Source organism: Bradyrhizobium sp. Pa8, assembly GCF_052588265.1.
Genome location: NZ_CP176767.1, coordinates 7,206,439 through 7,224,872, shown reverse-complemented (window position 1 = coordinate 7,224,872; position 18,434 = coordinate 7,206,439). Strand labels below are relative to the sequence as shown.

Genomic DNA, 18,434 nt, shown 5'->3' with positions numbered 1-18,434 from the left:
TCCATTTCATCGGCAAACGCGGCGCCCCTGGCGCCGCGTTTTTCGTTTGGGGCCTTTAAGATGTGGAGGAAGGGCGCATCACCGCAAGATTGTTATTATCATGTCACGTTAACATATCATTAACCACAGGTATCACGGACCTTGCCCGGCCTTCGATCGGGCCAGTCTTTCCCGCTTCGAGTCCCGACGCGGCAGAGCATGCCCGCTCTGCTGCGAGGGGCCGCAGTGCGCGCGCTGTTGGAGAATTGATATGTCGCTTTCGGCTGGATCCATTGCCTTCACCGGTTTCAACGCCGACGGCAACGACAATTTGTCCTTTGTTGCCCTGACCGACATCCCGCAGGGGACGGTGATCAACTTTACCGACAGCAACTGGGACGGAGCGAACTTTGCCGTCGGCAGCAATGCCGAAAGCACGATCGCCTGGACCGCAACCAGCGCGATTCCCGCCGGCACCGTCATCGACATCAACAACATCGGCAAGGGCACGTTCGGCACCAGTGCGGGCTCGGCCACCTTCACCAACGCCAACAATACCGGCCTGTCCAACGATAGCGAGGTCGTCTACGCCTATGTCGGCACCTCGACGTCGCCGACCTTCCTCGCCGCGATCTCCAATGTCGGCTATGCGACCTCAGACGGCACGCTGACCGGCACCGGCCTCGTCGCCGGCCAGACCGCGGTCAGCTTTACTGGCGGCCTCGACATCGCCGGCTATACCGGCCAGCGCTTCGGCTTGGCCAACTTCGCGGACTATCTCGCCGCGATCGGCGACACCGGCAACTGGGTCACCCAGAACGGCAGCGGCGATCAAAGCGCCGATGGCAACACGCCGGACGCGCCGTTCCCGACCACCGCCTTCACCGTGGCGCCCCCGGCGGCGCAATTGATATCGTTCTCGCCGTCGAGCGTGTCGATCGTCGAAGGCGACAACGGCACCAAAACCATGACCTTCACCATCGTGCGCAGCGGCAGCACCACCGGCGTCGCGAGCTTCTCGGGCAGCTTTGCCGCCGGCACCACCAACGCCGCCGATTACGGCGGCACGTTGCCGGCCCCCACCTTCAGCGGCACCATCGCCGATGGTGCGACCTCGGCGACCGTCACCGTGACGATTTCCGGCGACACAACCCCGGAGGCCGACGAGAGCTTCACGCTCACGCTCACCAGCGTCAGCAACCCCAGCGCAGTGACCGCGATCGGCACCGCGACGGCGACCGGCACGATTACCAAGGATGATGGGACGGTACTATCGGGCAATTCGTCCACCCCGGTCACGCTGGCGAACAACGATCCTCTCGTCATTTTCAGCGGAACGCTGTCCGGTTCGACCCCGGTCACCTGGATCGGCGGCAGCACCTCGCCCGGCGCGTTGGTCGACAATTCCGGCACCATCATCGGAGCCAGCCGCGCGATCTACACCAGCGGGTCCGCAAGCGGCAGCTTCACCGTGAGCAACGAATTCGGCGCGACCATCACGGCAACCAAGGATGCGGTGAAGATCTCGAATCTCGTCTCCGGCACCAGCGGTACCTTCACCGTCTACAACCAGGGCTTGATCTCGTCCACCGGCACCGGAAGCAATGGCGGCCAGGCGCTCGACCTCGACGACATCAATTCGAGCGGCGCTCGTACCGTCATAACAAATTGGTCGAGCGGCGTGATCGCGGCGGCCGATGCCGATGCGATCCGGGCCGGCGCCAACGCCACCATCAACAATTACGGCCAGATCGTCAGCCACAACGCTTCGGCGGCCTCTGATGGCAACGACGCGATCGACTTCCAGTCGGTCAATGCCGGCGGTGTCATCAACAACTATGCCGGCGGCACCATCGATGGCGCGCGCCACGGCATCACCGGCGACCAGCCGATCACCGTCAACAACATCGGCACCATCACCGGCGAGGCCGGCTCCGGCATCAACATGGATAGTGCGGCGAACACGACAACTGTCGTGACCAACCGCGGCGCCATCACCGGCACCTCCGTAAACCGCGCCGACGCCGACGGCATCGATGTCGACGGCCTGGTCTCGATCGAGAATTTCGGAACGATCAAGGCGGTCGGCCTGACCAGCGGCGCCAACGGCCTCAACGAGGCGCTCGCGATTGGCGGCGGCTCCGTCCGCAATAGGGCTGACGGCCTGATCGTCAGCGATCAGCGCGCGATCACGGTCGACGACAGCAACAATGGCAGCGCTTTCGGCGCCATGACGATCATCAATGACGGCACCATCCGCGGCAACAACGGCGAAGCGATCTCGATCGTCGGCACCTTCGGCGACACCGTCACCAACACCGGCGGGATCTTCGGCAGCGTGGCCACCGATGGCGGCAACGATACGCTCACAAACAGCGGCTCCATCACCGGCAGCATCGACATGGGCGGCGGGAATGATGCGTTGAGCAACATCGGCGTCATCACGGGCGATGTGTCAATGGGAGCCGGGGACGACAGCTTCACCCTCGTCGGCGGCTCGAGCGTGACCGGGGCGCATTCGGCTGTGACCGGGACGATCGATGGCGGTACGGGCAACGATACGCTCACGCTTTCGGGCTGGATTACGCTTTCGGACACGCGCTACGTCGGCACCGTGATCAACGTCGAGAATCTCGACGTACAGGGCGGCCACTGGTCTATCCAGGACAACCGCGGTTATTCCTATGTTAAGCTCGACAGCGCATCGACGGTATCCTTCTCTGGCGTCGGCTCGTCGCTCGTCGGCAAGACCATCTATAACGAGGGCAAGATCGAGGGCGGCGACCCGGCGCGCGCGGCCATCAACATCCTGGGAGGTTTTGACGACATCATCACTAACAAGGGGAATATTACCGGCGGAATCTTTTCGGACGGCGGCGCAGATACGCTGACCAACAGCGGCTCGATCGTGGCGATTTCCGGTTACGCAATCAAACTTGGCGACGGCGCCGATACCATCGCTACCACCGGCTCCATCACCGGCAGCATCGACATGGGCGGCGGCGCAGACACGCTGACCAACAGCGGCTCGATCGCGGCGACTTCCGGTTACGCAATCAATCTTGGCGACGGCGCTGATGCCATTGCCACCACCGGCTCCATCACCGGAGGCATCGATATGGGCGGCGGTGCAGACACGCTGACCAACAGCGGCTTGATCGCGGCGAAGTTCGATTCCGTAATCAAACTTGGCGACGGCGACGACACCGTCGCCAACACCCGCACCATCACCAGCAGCATCAACATGGGCAGCGGCAATGATGCGTTGAGTAACAAGGGCGTCATCACGGGCGATGTGTCGATGGGAGCCGGCGACGACAGTATCGCCCTCTTCACCGGCTTGAGATTGAACGGGCTATCTTCGGCCCTGACCGGGACGATCGATGGCGGTACGGGGAACGATACCCTCAATCTTTCGGGCACGGGCTACAACATCCAACTCGGCGCCGTGATCAACGTCGAGAATCTCGACGTACAGAGTGGCAACTGGAACGCCCGAGCCATCGCCAATTATTCCTATATCAAGATCGAGAGCGGAGCGACGGCCTACTTCATTGATACGAGCCCGTCGCTCGGCGCCACGACCATCTACAGTGAGGGTGGGATCACGTCCGCCATCAGCATCCTCGGCAGCTTCGCCGACACCATCACCAACAAGGGGAATATGACCGGTGGCATCTTTACGGACGGCGGCGGAGACACGCTGACCAACAGCGGCTTGATCGTGGTGTATTCCGGTTCCGCGATCGACCTTGGCGACGGCGACGATACGTTCACGAACACGGGTATTGTCGCTGGCGGTGTGAGGATGGGCGCCGGAAACGACACCATCAATCTTTTCACCGGTTCGACCATCGCCGGGACGATCGATGGCGGCGAGGGCAACGACACGATCAATCTGTCGGGGCTAGGCAGCTCGACGCTTGGAAAGACGATCGGCGTCGAGAATCTCGATGTGCGGAGCGGAAACTGGGCGACCAGCGCGGGCATGACCTATTCTTTTGTCACGGTCGAGACCGGAGCCAGCCTTTTCGTGCAAGGCCAGAGCTCAAGCTCAGCCGGCACGGTGGCGCAGGGCGCTGCGCTCTACGTTTACGGCAGAAGTGACGGCGCCGCCGTGCGCGGCGAGCAGTGGGTTGTGGGGAACGGCAAGGCGAACGGCACCATCCTGGACGGCGGCAGCCAGAACGTCTATGGCGCGGTCGTGACCCAGACCACGATCGGGAACGGCGGGGTCCAGTATCTCCATGGCAGCGCCATCACCACGATCCTCAACAACGGCGGCGGTCAAAACGTCTATTCCGACGGTACTGCGACCGGCACCACGATCAACACGGGCGGCGTTCAGAACGACTGGGGTACGACGAGCGGAACGACCCTCGAAGGCGGTGTTCAATATGTGTTCGGCAGGGCGAGCACGACAATTCTCAATTCGGGCTTGCAGGTCGTTGAGACTGGTGGCGGCGCCAACGCCACGACGATCCACGGCGGCGATCAGGTCGTCTTCGCCGGTGGAACAGCGACCGGTACCACCATGGACGGCGGCAGCCAGCAGGTTTACGGCGCGGTGGTGACCCAGACCACGATCGGCAACGGCGCGATCCAGCATCTCCATGGCAGCGCCATCACCACCATCCTCAACAATGGCGGCGGGCAGAACGTCTATTCCGACGGCACGGCGACCGGCACCACGATCAACGCCGGCGGCGTCCAGGTCGATTGGGGCGCCGCCAGCGCCACCATCGTCAATGGCGGCGTGCAATATGTGTATGGCAGCGCGACCGGCACGTCCGTCCTGGCCGGCACGCAGCAAGTGCAGTCCGGCGGGAGCGCGGACGACACCACGATCGGCTCGGGTGCGCTCGCCTTTGTCCATGCGGGCGGCACGATGGACGACGTGATCTTCGCCGGTGCCAATGCCTCGCTGGTGCTCGCCCAGGCCTCGGCCCTCACCGGAACGATCTCCGGCTGGCAGGACCATGACAGCATCGACCTCGGCGACATCCTGTTCAGCGACGACTCCACGTCGCTCGCTTACTCACAGAACAACGACAACACAGGCGGTACGCTGACCGTTTCTGACGGCACGCATGTTGCGACGTTGCACCTGCTCGGCCAATACACCGCCGCCGATTTTGCCATCGCGTCGGACGGACATGGCGGCACCCTGCTCACCGATCCGGCGCTTGCACCGCAGGTCGCGCTTGCACCGGCGCTGCATGGCTGAGGCCGGGAAGGCCAAAGTGCAATAGTTGCGGGATCGCGGCGCCTTCGGCGCCGCGTTTTTCGTTTGACCCACGATCACGTCATGCGGGGGTGCATCGCAACAAATATGTTATTAACATGTCATGCTAACGTTCCATTAACCGGCAGCGTCGCTGCGCCCTCGCTGCTGGAGAATTTGGAATGCCCCTTTCCGCTGGTTCGATCGCCTTCACCGGATTCAACGGCGACGGCAACGATAATTTGTCCTTTGTCGCCCTGACCGACATCCCGCAGGGCACGGTGATCAACTTCACCGACAACAACTGGAACGGAACCAGCTTCGCCACAGGCAGCAATGCCGAGAGCACGATCGCCTGGACCGCGACCGGCGCGATTCCCGCCGGCACCGTCATCGACATCAACAACATCGGCAAGGGCACGTTCGGCACCAGTGCGGGCTCGGCCACCTTCACCAACGCCAACAATACCGGCCTGTCCAACGATAGCGAGGTCGTCTACGCCTATGTCGGCACCTCGACGTCGCCGACCTTCCTCGCCGCGATCTCCAATGTCGGCTATGCGACCTCAGACGGCACGCTGACCGGCACCGGCCTCGTTGCCGGCCAGACCGCGGTCAGCTTCACCGGCGGCCTCGACATCGTCGGCTATAACGGCCCGCGCTCGGGCTTCGCCAGCTTCGCCGACTACCTCGCCGCGATCGGCAACACCGCCAACTGGGCGACCCAGAACGGCAGCGGCGACCAGAGCACGGACGGCACCACGCCCGACGCGCCGTTCCCGACGACCGCCTTCACGGTCGCGGCTCCCGCCACGCAGACGATCTCGTTCTCGTCGCCGAGCGTGTCGGTTGCCGAGGGGCAGAGCGGCACCAAGACCATGACTTTCACCATCGCGCGCACCGGCGGCACCACCGGTGTGCTCAGCTTCTCCGGCACGTTCGCCGCCGGCACCACCGATGCGGCCGATTTCGGCGGCACGCTGCCGGCCTCGCCCTTCAGCGGCAGCTTCGCCGACGGTGCGTCCTCGGCGACAATCACCATCACGATCTCCGGCGACACCACCGCAGAGCCCGACGAGAGCTTTACGCTCACGCTCACCAGCGCCAGCAATCCGGGCGCGGCGGTCACGATCGGCACCGCGACGGCGACCGGCACCATCGCCAATGACGACGGCACTCTCGTCTCCGGCAACTCGTCGAACCCGATCACGCTGGCGAACAACGATCATCTGACCGTTCTCGCCGGCGCGACCCTGTCGGGCTCGACCCCGGTCACCTGGGTCGGCGGCAGCACGACGCCCGGCGCGCTGGTTGACAATTTCGGCACCATCACCGGCAGCAGCCGCGCGATCGCCACCAGCGGTTCGACGAGCGGCAGCCTCACCATCAACAACAAGGCCGGCGCCACCATCACCGCGACCAAGGACGCGGTGAAGATCTCGAACCTGGTCTCGGGCAAGAGCGGCACCTTCACCGTCAACAACGAGGGCACGATCTCATCGACCGGGACCGGCAGCAATGCCGGCCAGGCGCTCGATCTCGACGACATCAATTCGAGCGGCGCCAATACCGTCATCAACAACGCCGTAACCGGCGTGATCTCGGCGGCCGATGCCGATGCGATCCGGCCCGGCGCCAACGCCACCATCAACAATTACGGTCAGATCGTCAGCCATAATGCTTCGGCGGCCTCTGATGGCAACGACGCGATCGACTTCCAGTCGGTCAACACCGGTGGCGTGGTCAACAACTATGCCGGCGGAATCATCGACGGCGCCCGCCACGCCATCACCGGCGACCAGCCGATCACCGTCAACAACGACGGCACGATCACCGGCCGCAGCGGCTCCGGCATCAACATGGACAGCGCGGCTAACACGACGACGGTCGTGACCAACCGTGGCACCATCACCGGCACGGCGGTCGGCGGTGCTGACGCCGACGGCATCGACGTCGACGGCCTGGTCTCGATCGAAAATTTCGGGACGATCGCGGCGGTCGGCCTGACCAGCGGCGCCAACGGCCTGAACGAGGCGCTCGCGATCGGCGGCGGCTTCGTCCACAACGAGGTGGGCGGCCTCATCATCAGCGATCAGCGCGCGATCACCGTGGACGACAGCAATGACGGTAGCGCCTTCGGCGTCATGACCATCATCAACGACGGCACGATCCGCGGCAACAACGGCGAGGCGATCTCGATCGTCGGCACCTTCGGCGACACCGTCACCAACACGGGCGGCATTTTCGGCAGCGTCGCCACCGACGGCGGCAACGATACGCTCACCAACAGCGGCTCCATCACCGGTGACGTCTCGATGGGCGCAGGCGACGACAGCATCAATCTCGCCACCGCTTCGATCGTCACCGGCACCATCGACGGCGGCGACGGCGTAGACACGCTGGTGCTGTCGGGCAGTGGCTCCGGTTCGCTCCTTGGCGCGGTCGTCAATGTCGAGAAGCTCGACGTCCAGAGCGGCATCTGGCGGATCAAGGACGCGGCCGGCTATTCCGACATCCAGGTTGAGAGCGGCGCGGCGGTCGTGCTGGAGGGCTCGGCCAATGGAATGGTGGTTGCTGCGGGCGCCGCGCAGCTGGTGTTCGGTCTGGCCTCGAACTCCGTGATCTCGGGCAATCAGTACATCCAGATCGGCGGCTCGGCCGACGGCACGGCGATCGAGGCCGGCGGCGACCAGGATATCCTCGGCGGTGGTATCGCAACCAACACCACCGTGGACGGCGGCACCCAGAACGTCTTCGGCGTTGCGATCCAGACCACGGTCGCGAATGGCGGCTTCCAGCACGTTCACAACAATGCTTTCAACACCGTCGTCAATGCCGGGGGTGAGCAGAACGTCTACATCGACGGCAGTGCGACCGGATCCATCATCAATGCCGGCGGCATCCAGATCGATTGGGGCTTCACGATCATCACGACGATCAGCGGCGGCGGTCAGTACGTGTTCGGGTCGGCGAGCCTCACGACGATCAATTCGGGCCTGCAGGCCGTCGAGGGCGGCGGCACGGCCTCGGACACGACGATCCATGGCGGCGGGCAGGACGTCTATTTGGGTGGAACCGCGATCAACACCACCATGGATGGCGGCATCCAGGCGGTCTATGGCGGCACGGTGGTCCAGACCACGATCAGCAATGGCGCCCTCCAGTACCTCCACGGCAACGCGTCGATGACGACGGTCAACGCCGGCAGCCAGCAGAGTGTCTACGTCGACGGCAGGGCGACCGGCACCACGATCAATGCCGGCGGAGTCCAGGTCGATTGGGGCGCCGCCAGCGCAACCATCGTCAACGGCGGCGTACAATATGTGTATGGCAGCGCGACAGGTACGACGGTCCTGGCCGGCGCACAGCACGTGCAGGCCGGCGGCAGCGCTGACGACACGACGATCGGCTCGGGCGCGCTCGCCTTTGTCCATGCGGGCGGCACGATCGACGATGTGATCTTCGCCGGTCCCAATGCCTCGCTGGTGCTGGCCCAGGCGTCGGCCTTCACGGGAACGATCTCCGGCTGGCAGGACCATGACAGTCTCGATCTCGGCGACATCCTGTTCAGCGACAGTCTGACCTCGCTGGCCTATGCGCAGAATGGCGACAACACCGGTGGCACGCTGACGGTCTCCGACGGCACCCACGTCGCGACGCTGCACTTGCTCGGTCAATACAGCGCGGCCGATTTCGCGCTGTCCTCGGACGGGCACGGCGGCACCCTGATCACCGATCCGGCGGTGGCGCAGCAGGCCCAGCTCGCGCCGGCGCTGCACGGCTGAGGTTGCGAGAGGCGGCAGCGGCGATGGCAGGGTTTCCCTGCCATCGCCCTGCGCGAGCCAGTCCGGCAGATTTCCCCTCCGGATACCGCATTTTTGCAAGCCGCCCCCTGCTAAGGGGCAATGGCGCCTGTGTCCGCTTCCCTATAATCCTGCCTTCAAGTCTTGAATCTAAGGCTTGGGGGCGACGGTTCGTGCCCCACCAAAAAACGTGCGGGAGGAAGCATGCGGAAACTCATTTGGGCTGCGGCATCGGTTGCGGTCTTGACCGGGGCGTTGGCCCTGACCGGGCCGGCATCGGCTCAATCGCCGATCATCATCAAGTTCAGTCACGTCGTCGCCACCGACACGCCGAAGGGCAAGGCGTCGGAGAAGTTCAAGGAGCTCGCCGAGAAGTACACCGGCGGCAAGGTCAAGATCGAAGTCTATCCGAACTCGACGCTCTACAAGGACAAGGAAGAGCTAGAGGCGCTCCAGCTCGGCAGTGTGCAGATGCTGGCGCCGTCCAACTCCAAGTTCGGCCCGCTCGGCATCCGCGAGTTCGAGGTGTTCGATCTGCCTTACATTCTTCCGGACCTGAAGACGCTGCGGAAGGTGACGGAAGGCCCGCTCGGCCTCCGGCTGCTCAAGCTCCTGGACTCAAAGGGCATCACCGGCCTTGCCTATTGGGACAACGGCTTCAAGCAGATGAGCGCCAACAAGAAGCTGGTCACGCCCGCCGACTACCAGGGCGTCAAGTTCCGCATCCAGTCATCGCGCGTGCTCCAGGCCCAGTTCAAGGCTCTCAGTTCGCTGCCGCAGGTGATGGCGTTCTCGGAAGTCTATCAGGCGCTGCAGACCGGCGTCGTCGACGGCCAGGAGAACACCTGGTCGAATATCTATACGCAGAAGATGCACGAGGTACAGAAGTACATCACCGAGACCAATCACGGCTACATCGGCTACGTCGTGATCGTGAACAAGAAGTTCTGGGACGATCTGCCGGCGGACATCCGCGACCAGCTGTCGAAGGCGATGAAGGAGGCGACCGACTTCAACAACGCGCAGTCGCAGAAGGAGAACGACGACGCGCTGGCCGAGATCAAGAAGAGCGGCAAGAGCGAGATCATCAAGCTCACGCCGCAGCAGGACGAGGCGATGCGCAAGGCGATGGAGCCGGTCTACAAGGACGCCGCAAGCCGCGTCGGCCAGCCGCTGATCGACGAGTTCCTCAAGGAATCGAAGAGCACGACGAACTGATCCGGATCGACCATCATTGAAGGGGCTTCCGTGCAGCCTGCGCGGAGGCCCTTTTTGTTGCAAATCGTTTCAGTCTGCATCTGAATGGACATTCAGGGGAGTTACATCTTCGTAAGAACGCCCTCTCTGTCCAAGTTGTAAGTTGCGCGTCTGCCGTCCGGCGCTCATCCTCACCGGCATCCTTCCAGAGGAGGTCCGTATGAGGAAGTTCACCATCGCCGCCATCGCCGTGCTCAGCATCGCCGGCTCGGGCGCGGTCTATGCCCAATTTCATCGCCCGTGGATGGAGCACTTCCGCCACGTCCGCATGAACCCGGAGGACCGTGCCGCCTTCGTCGACGCGCGGATCGCCGCCGTCCATGCCGGGCTGAAGCTCAACGCCGACCAGGAGAAGCTGTGGCCGCCGGTCGAGGCTGCCGTGCGCGACTTCGCCAAGCTGCGCATCGACCGCGCCAACGCGCGGATGAATACGGGCCCGGGTGACGCCGGCAAGGACGCCGACAAGCCCGAGGATCCGGTCGCCCGCCTGCGCCAGCGCGCCGAGGACATGGGCGCGACCTCCACCGCCCTGAAGAAGATCGCCGATGCCGCCGATCCGCTCTACAAGACGCTCGACGAAGGCCAGAAGCGGCGCCTTGCCGTGCTGACCCGCCACCGTGGCCCGTTCGGGGGCGGTGGGGACGGCCCGTCCCGACACTTCATGGAACGGGGCATGGACCGCATGATGGAGCGCGGCATGGACCGCTTCCACGGCGACCGTTTCGACCGTGACGGCCGCCCCGACCGGGATCGCGAGGGCCGGCTCTGAGCCATCAGGGATTTTGCGGGGATTGCCCCTGGAGAAGCCGCTGGAATCCAGCGGCTTTTCGCTTTTTGGGGACTGTGGAAAAACCTTCACCGCATCGCTTGCCATCCCCGGATCGCTTTGCTAAACGACCGGCCTCGCAAGGCATTTGACCGCCTTTCGGGCGCATAGCTCAGTTGGTAGAGCAGCTGACTCTTAATCAGCGGGTCCCAGGTTCGAGCCCTGGTGCGCCCACCATCTTAAGACGTTGGCCCGCAAGAGCTTTTTTATCTTGGTAGCAGAACAAAGCGGGTCTCGTGCGACGCTTTTGATGGTCGTACGTCGCACGCCGTGCGACGAGTCGGATAATTTGGGCGTGCATCAGGTGCGGGCCATCGTCGATGGCTAATCGTCTGCGTTGACAGATTCTCCAGTGTCGAAGCGCTTGGCGCGTTCTAGGAATGGGTTGAAACACAGAACGCGAGCTTGGGCTGGAGACATGCTCGGCTGGAACACCACCCGCCGAGACCGACCGTTCTGCGTTCAGCCCTTCATACCTTCCTTCAGCACCTGCAATTCAAGCCTGTCGATGCCGGAATCGGCTCGAGCCGCATTGCGGGCGCGGTAGTGCTTCACGATTGTCTGCGCACTTCGGTATGAATGTCCAGTGATGTCGCAGATCGTCAGCAGGTCGCAGCCAGCTCGATCGAGAAGCATGACACAGGTATCTCGTAGGTCTTGGTCGTGCTTTTGGTCGAGTTCGCCGGCGCCGTTTACAAACATCAGCGCGGGACAAGGCTTAAGCCGCCATGCCGTCTCATCTCCATTGCTGTCGCGTGCGGTCTGCGTATCCAGCCATTCCGCTAATGCGCGCTTGCGCTGATCGATTGCACGAGCGCGCTGCGCCTTGTTCTCCTCGCCGAGAGGAAAAGAGGCGAAAAGCCTGTCGACATCTTTACTCAGTTCGGCGTTTAGTCGCTCTGCCCGTACAATTGCCTGGCGGGCATTTTCGCGCGCGAGAAAGCCGAAGATCGCGACGGCCCGGGCGGTCGACACCCAATGGCGATAGGTACTCTCGTCATACGGTTCGCCATTGTCCTCATTGACCACGAGCTCGGGTGGCACCTTATCCAGTTGAAGCCGAAGCTTGAGCTCCTTTACGCGCGCGCGCGAAGCGCTCAGCCGCACACTGAGTTGTGGCGCCTCTTTGATGTCTACAAGTTCGCCGGTCTTGCTCTGCCGGAATGCGTGCCGGCCCTCGACGTCGCTCTCGTTGCGCATAATAAGACGGTCAGTCTGGCGCTGGCCCGTGAACAACGCCAGATGAAAACTATCGCCGACCGAAGGGCGTTCGATCGCATCGGCCGCGGCCACCCATGCGGAAAATTCGGACATCGTAACCTGCACGATGCGTCCCTCTGGATGATCGAACTCCATGCCTTCTCGCGGGTTGGGTCCAAGACGCCACAAGACGCTTTCCTGTCCCCAAGTGAATGCCGCTGAGAGCGTGGCTATCATCGAGAGCGCCATATGATGGCCGCGAGCCGATTTTGCATAGTTGTAGAAGGCGCGGAGCTCAGGTTTGCCGATTGATGTCGGAGTGGCAGTCGCAATTGCCTCGAGTTCTCGTACAGGCTCGGCCACGCCGAGCAGCCTGGCAGCACGGATTTCGGCACGCATCTTCGCTGCGGATTCGCGTGATTGCGGTCGGTACAAGATAGCGGAGATGCATTTACGATAGGAAGATTGCGAGGCGGGCGACAACGCCTTGAACTCAACCGACTTGCTCCAATCGTCCAGAAGATCTTCGATCGTAGAACGCTTCCGGATCGTGATTTTCTTGGGTAGCTTACCCGCGCGGCGCGCCGCCTCGATTTCCGACTTCCGTTTGTCTGAAAAGTCTGAGGCTTCTTGGAGATTGAACCAAGCACCGACCGGTCGGCCTTTTTCATCGTAGGGCGGATGACGCAGATCAGCATCACCAAAGCCGAGTGCTCTGGCGTGAGCGCCGTGCGATGAGCGAGGACGACCCTCTCGCCACTTCACATGGGGAAACTTGGGATCAGCCATAATAGGTCTCTCTGCCGGAAGAAGATCACGCTATTGGAATCTGGCGTTATCTGATCTGTCAAGCGTCAGACTGGCCGTATGCCTTCCGCAGCCGCTCGCGGTGTTCGTCGTCGTTTCCTGGTGGCGGCGGGACGAATGCGTCATTAGCAATCGACTTTGGGCGCATAGGATGATTTCGGGTCAGCCACGCATCGAAGCCGGTTCGTTCCCATTTCAGCGGGCCCCTCTCACTGATCGGCGAAGGCAAGCCGTCGCGCTCGTGCCTGAGGCGGCGCGTGCGATAGAATGTGTCAAGTGAGATGCCTATCGCCGTCGCGACATCGGTCGAGGAATAGGGCGGCTGCATGCTCAAGTGACGCAACGTATGACCTTGTTCACCGAAGCCCTGAACCAGAATGAAAATGTGCGATCGTGACGGAGACCTTCCAACGCGCGTCAGGGATTCCGTCAGGTCTTGCATTCGATCATGAGCTCTGGGTTTGCGCCAGCCGGAACAATTTGCGAGCAGCGGCATCGAGATCAAGCTGCCATCGGATCGGGATGCCATCCCGCTATCTAAATCATGCTCGGTCTTGTCGTTCACTTTGCCTTGAGGCTTGACGAGACGTGCTCGGGCCAGACGATCGCCGATAAACGAGATAGCGCCGCTATCGAGGGTATTCCTCCTCGGCGCGAATTGTCGCCCGAATGCACACAATTCATATCCGAGCCTTCAACGCGAGACAGCCAGACCTCAGGCGAATAAGATACTTATCGGGACAAGGAAAGCTGTCCACGTGCGGCAGTGCCGCACCGGGCTCTCGTGGACCGGGCCGCGTTGCGTCTCGGCCATTCGGCTTCGATCCCTCGCGCAAGCAGCAGATATATAATGTGTCGCTCGCCGGAGGCACTCGCACGAAGGGCTGCCGCTTCGCGGCACCGCTATCACTGCCCGTCGCGCGGGTGCCTTATTGAACCGGTCTCGCGACTGCACTCGGTCCCGGGTCCCGCCGCGTTCCGCGTCGGCGCTATGCTGACCCTCTTGCGGGTGCCTCTTTTGATTTGCTCATTGTTGCTCATGTTTCCGATGTCTTGCTTTCGCTCGCGCTGACTTGCTCAATATTCCAACGCTTGAGAGCTCAGTCCGTATGTCCTTGAGCGCCAGCATAGCGGTGCCACCGGTCTCCGTCACAGTCGAGCCGCCGCCGCGTATGAAGGCGCGGCGGCTCGACATCGGAGAATGCAGATGCAGAAGGTTCTTTACGTGGGGCTCGACGTTCACAAAGTCAGCATTTCGGTAACGGTGGCGGAAGATGGACGTGAGGGAGCGGTCAATTTCATCGGAGCGGTACCAAATACGCCGGCGGCGCTATCCAAGCTGAGCAAACGCTTGTCCAAGAACGGCCATCGACTGGAGTTTTGTTACGAAGCTGGCTTTTGTGGCTATGTCATCTATCGCCAGCTGACCAGTCTGGGACATGGTTGCACTGTTGCTGCGACATCCATGATCCCGCGTAAGCCGGGGGAGCGGATCAAGACAGATCGCCGCGACTCCCAGAAGCTGGCAATTTTGAACCGATCTGGCGACCTCACGCGGGTATGGGTCCCAGACGAGGGACATGAGGCCATGCGTGATCTCACCAGGGCTCGGATGGATGCATCGATGCACCTCATGCGGGCACGACAGCAATTGCTGGCATTTTTGCTGCGCCACGGCCGCTCATACGATACCGGCAAACACTGGACTCAACGACATCGTTCGTGGCTTGCAGGCCAAACATTCGATCAGCCCGCGCACCAGATTGTCTTCCAGGACTATATAGAAGCGGTTTGGACAACCCAGGAACGGCGCGACCAACTCGTCGGTCGCATCAGCGCCATAGCAGCCGATTGGTCGATGGGACCCCTCGTGGAAGCGCTACGCTCGTTGCGAGGGCTTGATTTTATCTCATCCGCAACATTTGTCGCGGCGATCGGTGATCTGGCCCGCTTCGAGAGTGCTCGCCATTTGATGGCGTATCTCGGCCTGGTGCCTTCAGAGCAGTCGAGTGGTGAACGGATCCGGCGTGGCGGTATCACTAAGACTGGCAACACCGAGGCTCGGCGCATGCTGATCGAGGCCGCCTGGAGCTATCGTTATCCGCCTCGTGTCGCGAAAGAGAAGGCTGAAGTGATCGTACGTCTTCCAAAAGCAGTTCGAGATATTGCTTGGAAGGCGCAGCTTCGGCTCTGCAAACGATATCGGACGCTGAGCGCCGCTGGAAAGAAGCCCACCGTCGTCGTGGCCGCAATCGCGCGAGAGCTCTGCGGCTTCATCTGGGCGATCGGCCGGGAGGTGAAGCCGGTGACAACGTAGTCAAGCTGACGCCGGCCTGTTTGGCCGGGAGCAGGACACTCGGTCAGGGCAACCCTCGAGAGCCCCATCGGGCCGGTTCACCCCGACGCCCGTTCTAAGTCCGAGGTAGGCCCGCGGCGAAAAACGCTCATGCGGTCTCGACCCGCGAATGGAAGATTGATCGACCGTCGCCATCGTCGTTCTGCTCCCGACCTGACAGCATCACCTCGCAACTGTACTCACCAGCGCACCTCCGGTGCGGTGATGGACGCTCCGCGTCTTTCTCCTTGCAAAAGGACATGGAAGGGGCGCTGCCCCTCGCGCGCGCCAGGGTGAAGCGCCGGCTATCGCCGGCGCCGACCCGAGCGGTCTCCCCGGTCTTCCGCGCTCTTATCACACTGCTGACTCGGGCTTCATGGCTCACACGCTTGTGCAGACCCGCTCTCTCGAGCGGCCCTTACTGGGCGGGCGATCCCCCACCGCTCGGGTCGCCCTGGCACTTGCTACCCCCGATCTCGCCGATGGGCAGGGGTGCAGGCGCGTGGTGCGCCTTGCACCCATGGAAGCAAAAGGAAGTTTGGTCATGTCGGCAAAATCAGTTGAGATCATTCCCGCGAGCGGGACGGAGACCTTCATTCCGCTCAACAAGCTCAAGAAGTCTCCGAATAATGCGCGCAAGACGCCGCACAGTGAGGCGGCAATCGAGGGCTACGCGGCGAGTATCGCCGCCAAGGGCATCCTGCAAAATCTGGTGGTTGAGCCCGAACTGGACGGCGAGGGTGTGGCGACCGGGTTCTATTTGGTCACCATCGGTGAGGGCCGGCGGCTTGCCCAGCTGCTGCGGGTGAAGCGGAAGGAGATCAGGAAGACGGAGGCGATCCGCTGCATCATCGACACCGCGAATGATCCCCACGAAATCAGCCTGGACGAGAATGTCACCCGGGAAAACATGCATCCCGCCGACCAGTTCGAGGCGTTCAGGAAGCTTTCGGAGGAGCGCGGCTTCGGCGCGGAAGAGATCGCCGCCCGGTTCGGCGTGACGGCTCATGTGGTCCGGCAGCGGCTGCGATTGGGGGCGGTTTCTCCCAAACTGGTTCAGCTCTATCGCGACGGCGATCTGACCCTTGAGCAGTTGATGGCCTTTGCCATCACCGACGATCAAGTCCGACAGGAAAACGTCTTTGAGCGCCTGTCCTACGACCGCGATGCCAGCACCATCCGCCGTCTCCTCACAGCGACCCACGTCGCCGCAACCGATCGCCGGGCGCGGTTTGTCGGGCTCGAAGCCTATGTCGAGGCGGGCGGGACGATCCTGCGCGACCTCTTTACCGAAGATCGCGGCGGCTATCTGGAAGATTTGGCGCTGCTCGATTTGCTGGTGACGGCACGGCTTGGCCGCGAGGCGGACGCCTTGCGGGCCGCTGAGGGATGGAAGTGGACGGAGCCCCATCTCGACTTCCCGCACGCCCACGGTATGCGCCGCGCCTACCCGCATCAGGTCGAGCTTTCGGCGGAAGATCAGGCCACCCTTCAGGTCGTCCAGGCCGAGTTCGACCGGCTGACCGAGCAGTATTCAACGGCCGAGGAATTGCCTGACGAAGTGGATGCGCGGTTCGGTGAACTGGAGATCCAAATCGAACAACTGGAAGCGAAACGGCAGGCCTACGATCCCGGTGATATCGCGCGCGGCGGTGCATTCGTGACGCTCAATCATGACGGCACCGTCAGGATCGAACGCGGTTTCATCCGCCCCGAGGACGAGAAACCCCAGTCCGAAACCGGGCAAGACGGGGATGCTCAAGCACCCGACGAGGAGGGCGAAGGAAACGATCAGGTCAAACGCGAAGGTGAAGGCGAGGAGGCGGAGAACGAGGAGGAAGACGAGGAACAGAGGCTGTCCGACACGCTCGTTCGCGACCTCACCGCGCATCGGACCTTGGGGCTGCGCCTCAATTTGAGTGAGCAGCCTGACGTCGCCATCATGGCGCTCACGCATGCGCTCGCCGCGCAAATCTTCTATATCGGGGCCAATGCCCATGTGGTCGGCATTCAACCGGTGAAAACAGATTTGGCCGTGCATGCGCCTGGAATCGAGGACACCCCGGCCAGCAAGGCGTGGTCGGATCGCCACGCCAATTGGGCGAGGCAAATGCCGCGAGATGTCGCGAGGCTTTGGGAATTCGTGACCGAACTCGATCACGACAGCCGCATGGCGCTGTTCGCGCATTGCACGGCATTGACGGTCAACGCGGTCAAATTGCCGTTTGATCTGCGGCCGCGCGCGTTGGCGGCGGCCAGCCGTTTGGCCGGGGCCGTCGGCCTCGACATGACCGGATACTGGCGACCCACGGTGCCAAGTTATCTCGGCCGGGTCACCAAGGCGGGCATCCTTGACGCAGTCCGCGAAGGCGTCAGTGAGGAGGCCGCCGAACGCTTGTCGGGAATGAAAAAGGCCGAGATGGCCGCAGCGGCCGAACAGCTGCTGGCGGCGACCGACTGGTTGCCAGCTGTGCTGCGCACGGCCAGGACAGAGGATCAGGCTCGTGCACCAGACAAGACACAAGGGCATGATTTCTGCTCGCAAGCAGCAGAGTAAGAAGCGTGACGGGGGCGCAAGGACGCCCCCGGCACCCATTAAATTCCGGCCGCGCACCTGACGGTGCGCGGCCGGTTCAGTTGAAATGAAGCGGCGACAACGCCTGTCAACCCGTCTCCAAAGGCGGGCTACGATCGATCCGATCTACGCCGTTTGCAGCGGCCAGTGAGGCTGTGCCGCGCCGTCTTCTGCACCAGCGAGGCGATCAAGCTACGGGCAATTGATCGTGTCCAGACCTCTCGTTTCGAGAGCGCAATCGCGCGGATAATCCTGGCCGGCGCTCGTCGTTTCCTGATGCGAAAATGCGGCCGGATTCGCTTTGATTTGTCCGGTGCATCGTGCTCGCAATTGATGCGCAGACGTCGGCTTTTCTCTGATCGATCCCGCCGTTTTCCGATGCTGTGGTGGGCGTTGGCAGCCACAGTCATCTCCGTCAGTCCGGTCAA

At 62.6% G+C, this 18,434-nt stretch carries 8 protein-coding genes and 1 tRNA gene; 7 read left to right on the top strand and 2 right to left on the bottom strand.

What is annotated here, in order from left to right; translation table 11 throughout:
- The first annotated feature begins 250 nt into the window (after positions 1-250).
- The 5 genes from ACKWRH_RS34275 to ACKWRH_RS34255 all read left to right on the top strand — a co-directional run bounded on the left by ACKWRH_RS34275 (position 251) and on the right by ACKWRH_RS34255 (position 11,266).
- Positions 251-5,206: a beta strand repeat-containing protein gene (locus tag ACKWRH_RS34275; protein ID WP_445217126.1), complete on the top strand. Its 4,956-nt coding sequence runs from the start codon at positions 251-253 to the stop codon at positions 5,204-5,206.
- 179 nt (positions 5,207-5,385) lie between these two features.
- On the top strand, positions 5,386-8,988 hold the full coding sequence (locus ACKWRH_RS34270; RefSeq protein WP_445217125.1) for a beta strand repeat-containing protein: 3,603 nt from the start codon (positions 5,386-5,388) through the stop codon (positions 8,986-8,988).
- Positions 8,989-9,210: 222 nt separating this feature from the next.
- Positions 9,211-10,224, top strand: a complete 1,014-nt coding sequence (locus ACKWRH_RS34265) for a TRAP transporter substrate-binding protein (RefSeq protein ID WP_445217124.1) — start codon at positions 9,211-9,213, stop codon at positions 10,222-10,224.
- 199 nt (positions 10,225-10,423) lie between these two features.
- A complete protein-coding gene (locus ACKWRH_RS34260; protein WP_445217123.1) occupies positions 10,424-11,032 on the top strand; it encodes a Spy/CpxP family protein refolding chaperone in 609 nt (202 codons plus the stop codon).
- 158 nt (positions 11,033-11,190) lie between these two features.
- A tRNA-Lys gene (locus ACKWRH_RS34255) sits at positions 11,191-11,266 on the top strand.
- Between the two features lie 285 nt (positions 11,267-11,551).
- Here the strand turns inward: ACKWRH_RS34255 and ACKWRH_RS34250 are convergent.
- Together ACKWRH_RS34250 and ACKWRH_RS34245 are read right to left on the bottom strand one after the other, a co-directional pair.
- Positions 11,552-13,078, bottom strand: coding sequence for a hypothetical protein (locus tag ACKWRH_RS34250; protein ID WP_445217122.1), 1,527 nt, complete (start codon positions 13,076-13,078; stop codon positions 11,552-11,554).
- A gap of 58 nt (positions 13,079-13,136) precedes the next feature.
- Entirely contained in the window at positions 13,137-13,661 is a 525-nt protein-coding gene (locus tag ACKWRH_RS34245; RefSeq protein WP_445217121.1) for a hypothetical protein, read from the bottom strand.
- 636 nt (positions 13,662-14,297) lie between these two features.
- Here ACKWRH_RS34245 and ACKWRH_RS34240 point away from each other — a divergent pair.
- Together ACKWRH_RS34240 and ACKWRH_RS34235 are read left to right on the top strand one after the other, a co-directional pair.
- Complete coding sequence (locus ACKWRH_RS34240; RefSeq protein ID WP_445217120.1) at positions 14,298-15,413, top strand: IS110 family transposase; 1,116 nt, start codon at positions 14,298-14,300, stop codon at positions 15,411-15,413.
- A gap of 562 nt (positions 15,414-15,975) precedes the next feature.
- Positions 15,976-17,988 (top strand): ParB/RepB/Spo0J family partition protein, encoded by a 2,013-nt coding sequence (locus ACKWRH_RS34235; protein WP_445217119.1) that lies wholly within the window; start codon positions 15,976-15,978, stop codon positions 17,986-17,988.
- The last annotated feature ends 446 nt before the right edge of the window (positions 17,989-18,434 follow it).

Excerpts from the sequence above, each read along its gene's own strand:
- ACKWRH_RS34275 (WP_445217126.1), top strand. The coding sequence starts at position 251 with ATGTCGCTTTCGGCTGGATCCATTGCCTTCACCGGTTTCAACGCCGAC.
- ACKWRH_RS34270 (WP_445217125.1), top strand. The coding sequence starts at position 5,386 with ATGCCCCTTTCCGCTGGTTCGATCGCCTTCACCGGATTCAACGGCGAC.
- ACKWRH_RS34265 (WP_445217124.1), top strand. The coding sequence starts at position 9,211 with ATGCGGAAACTCATTTGGGCTGCGGCATCGGTTGCGGTCTTGACCGGG.
- ACKWRH_RS34260 (WP_445217123.1), top strand. The coding sequence starts at position 10,424 with ATGAGGAAGTTCACCATCGCCGCCATCGCCGTGCTCAGCATCGCCGGC.
- ACKWRH_RS34250 (WP_445217122.1), bottom strand. The coding sequence starts at position 13,078 with ATGGCTGATCCCAAGTTTCCCCATGTGAAGTGGCGAGAGGGTCGTCCT.
- ACKWRH_RS34240 (WP_445217120.1), top strand. The coding sequence starts at position 14,298 with ATGCAGATGCAGAAGGTTCTTTACGTGGGGCTCGACGTTCACAAAGTC.
- ACKWRH_RS34235 (WP_445217119.1), top strand. The coding sequence starts at position 15,976 with ATGTCGGCAAAATCAGTTGAGATCATTCCCGCGAGCGGGACGGAGACC.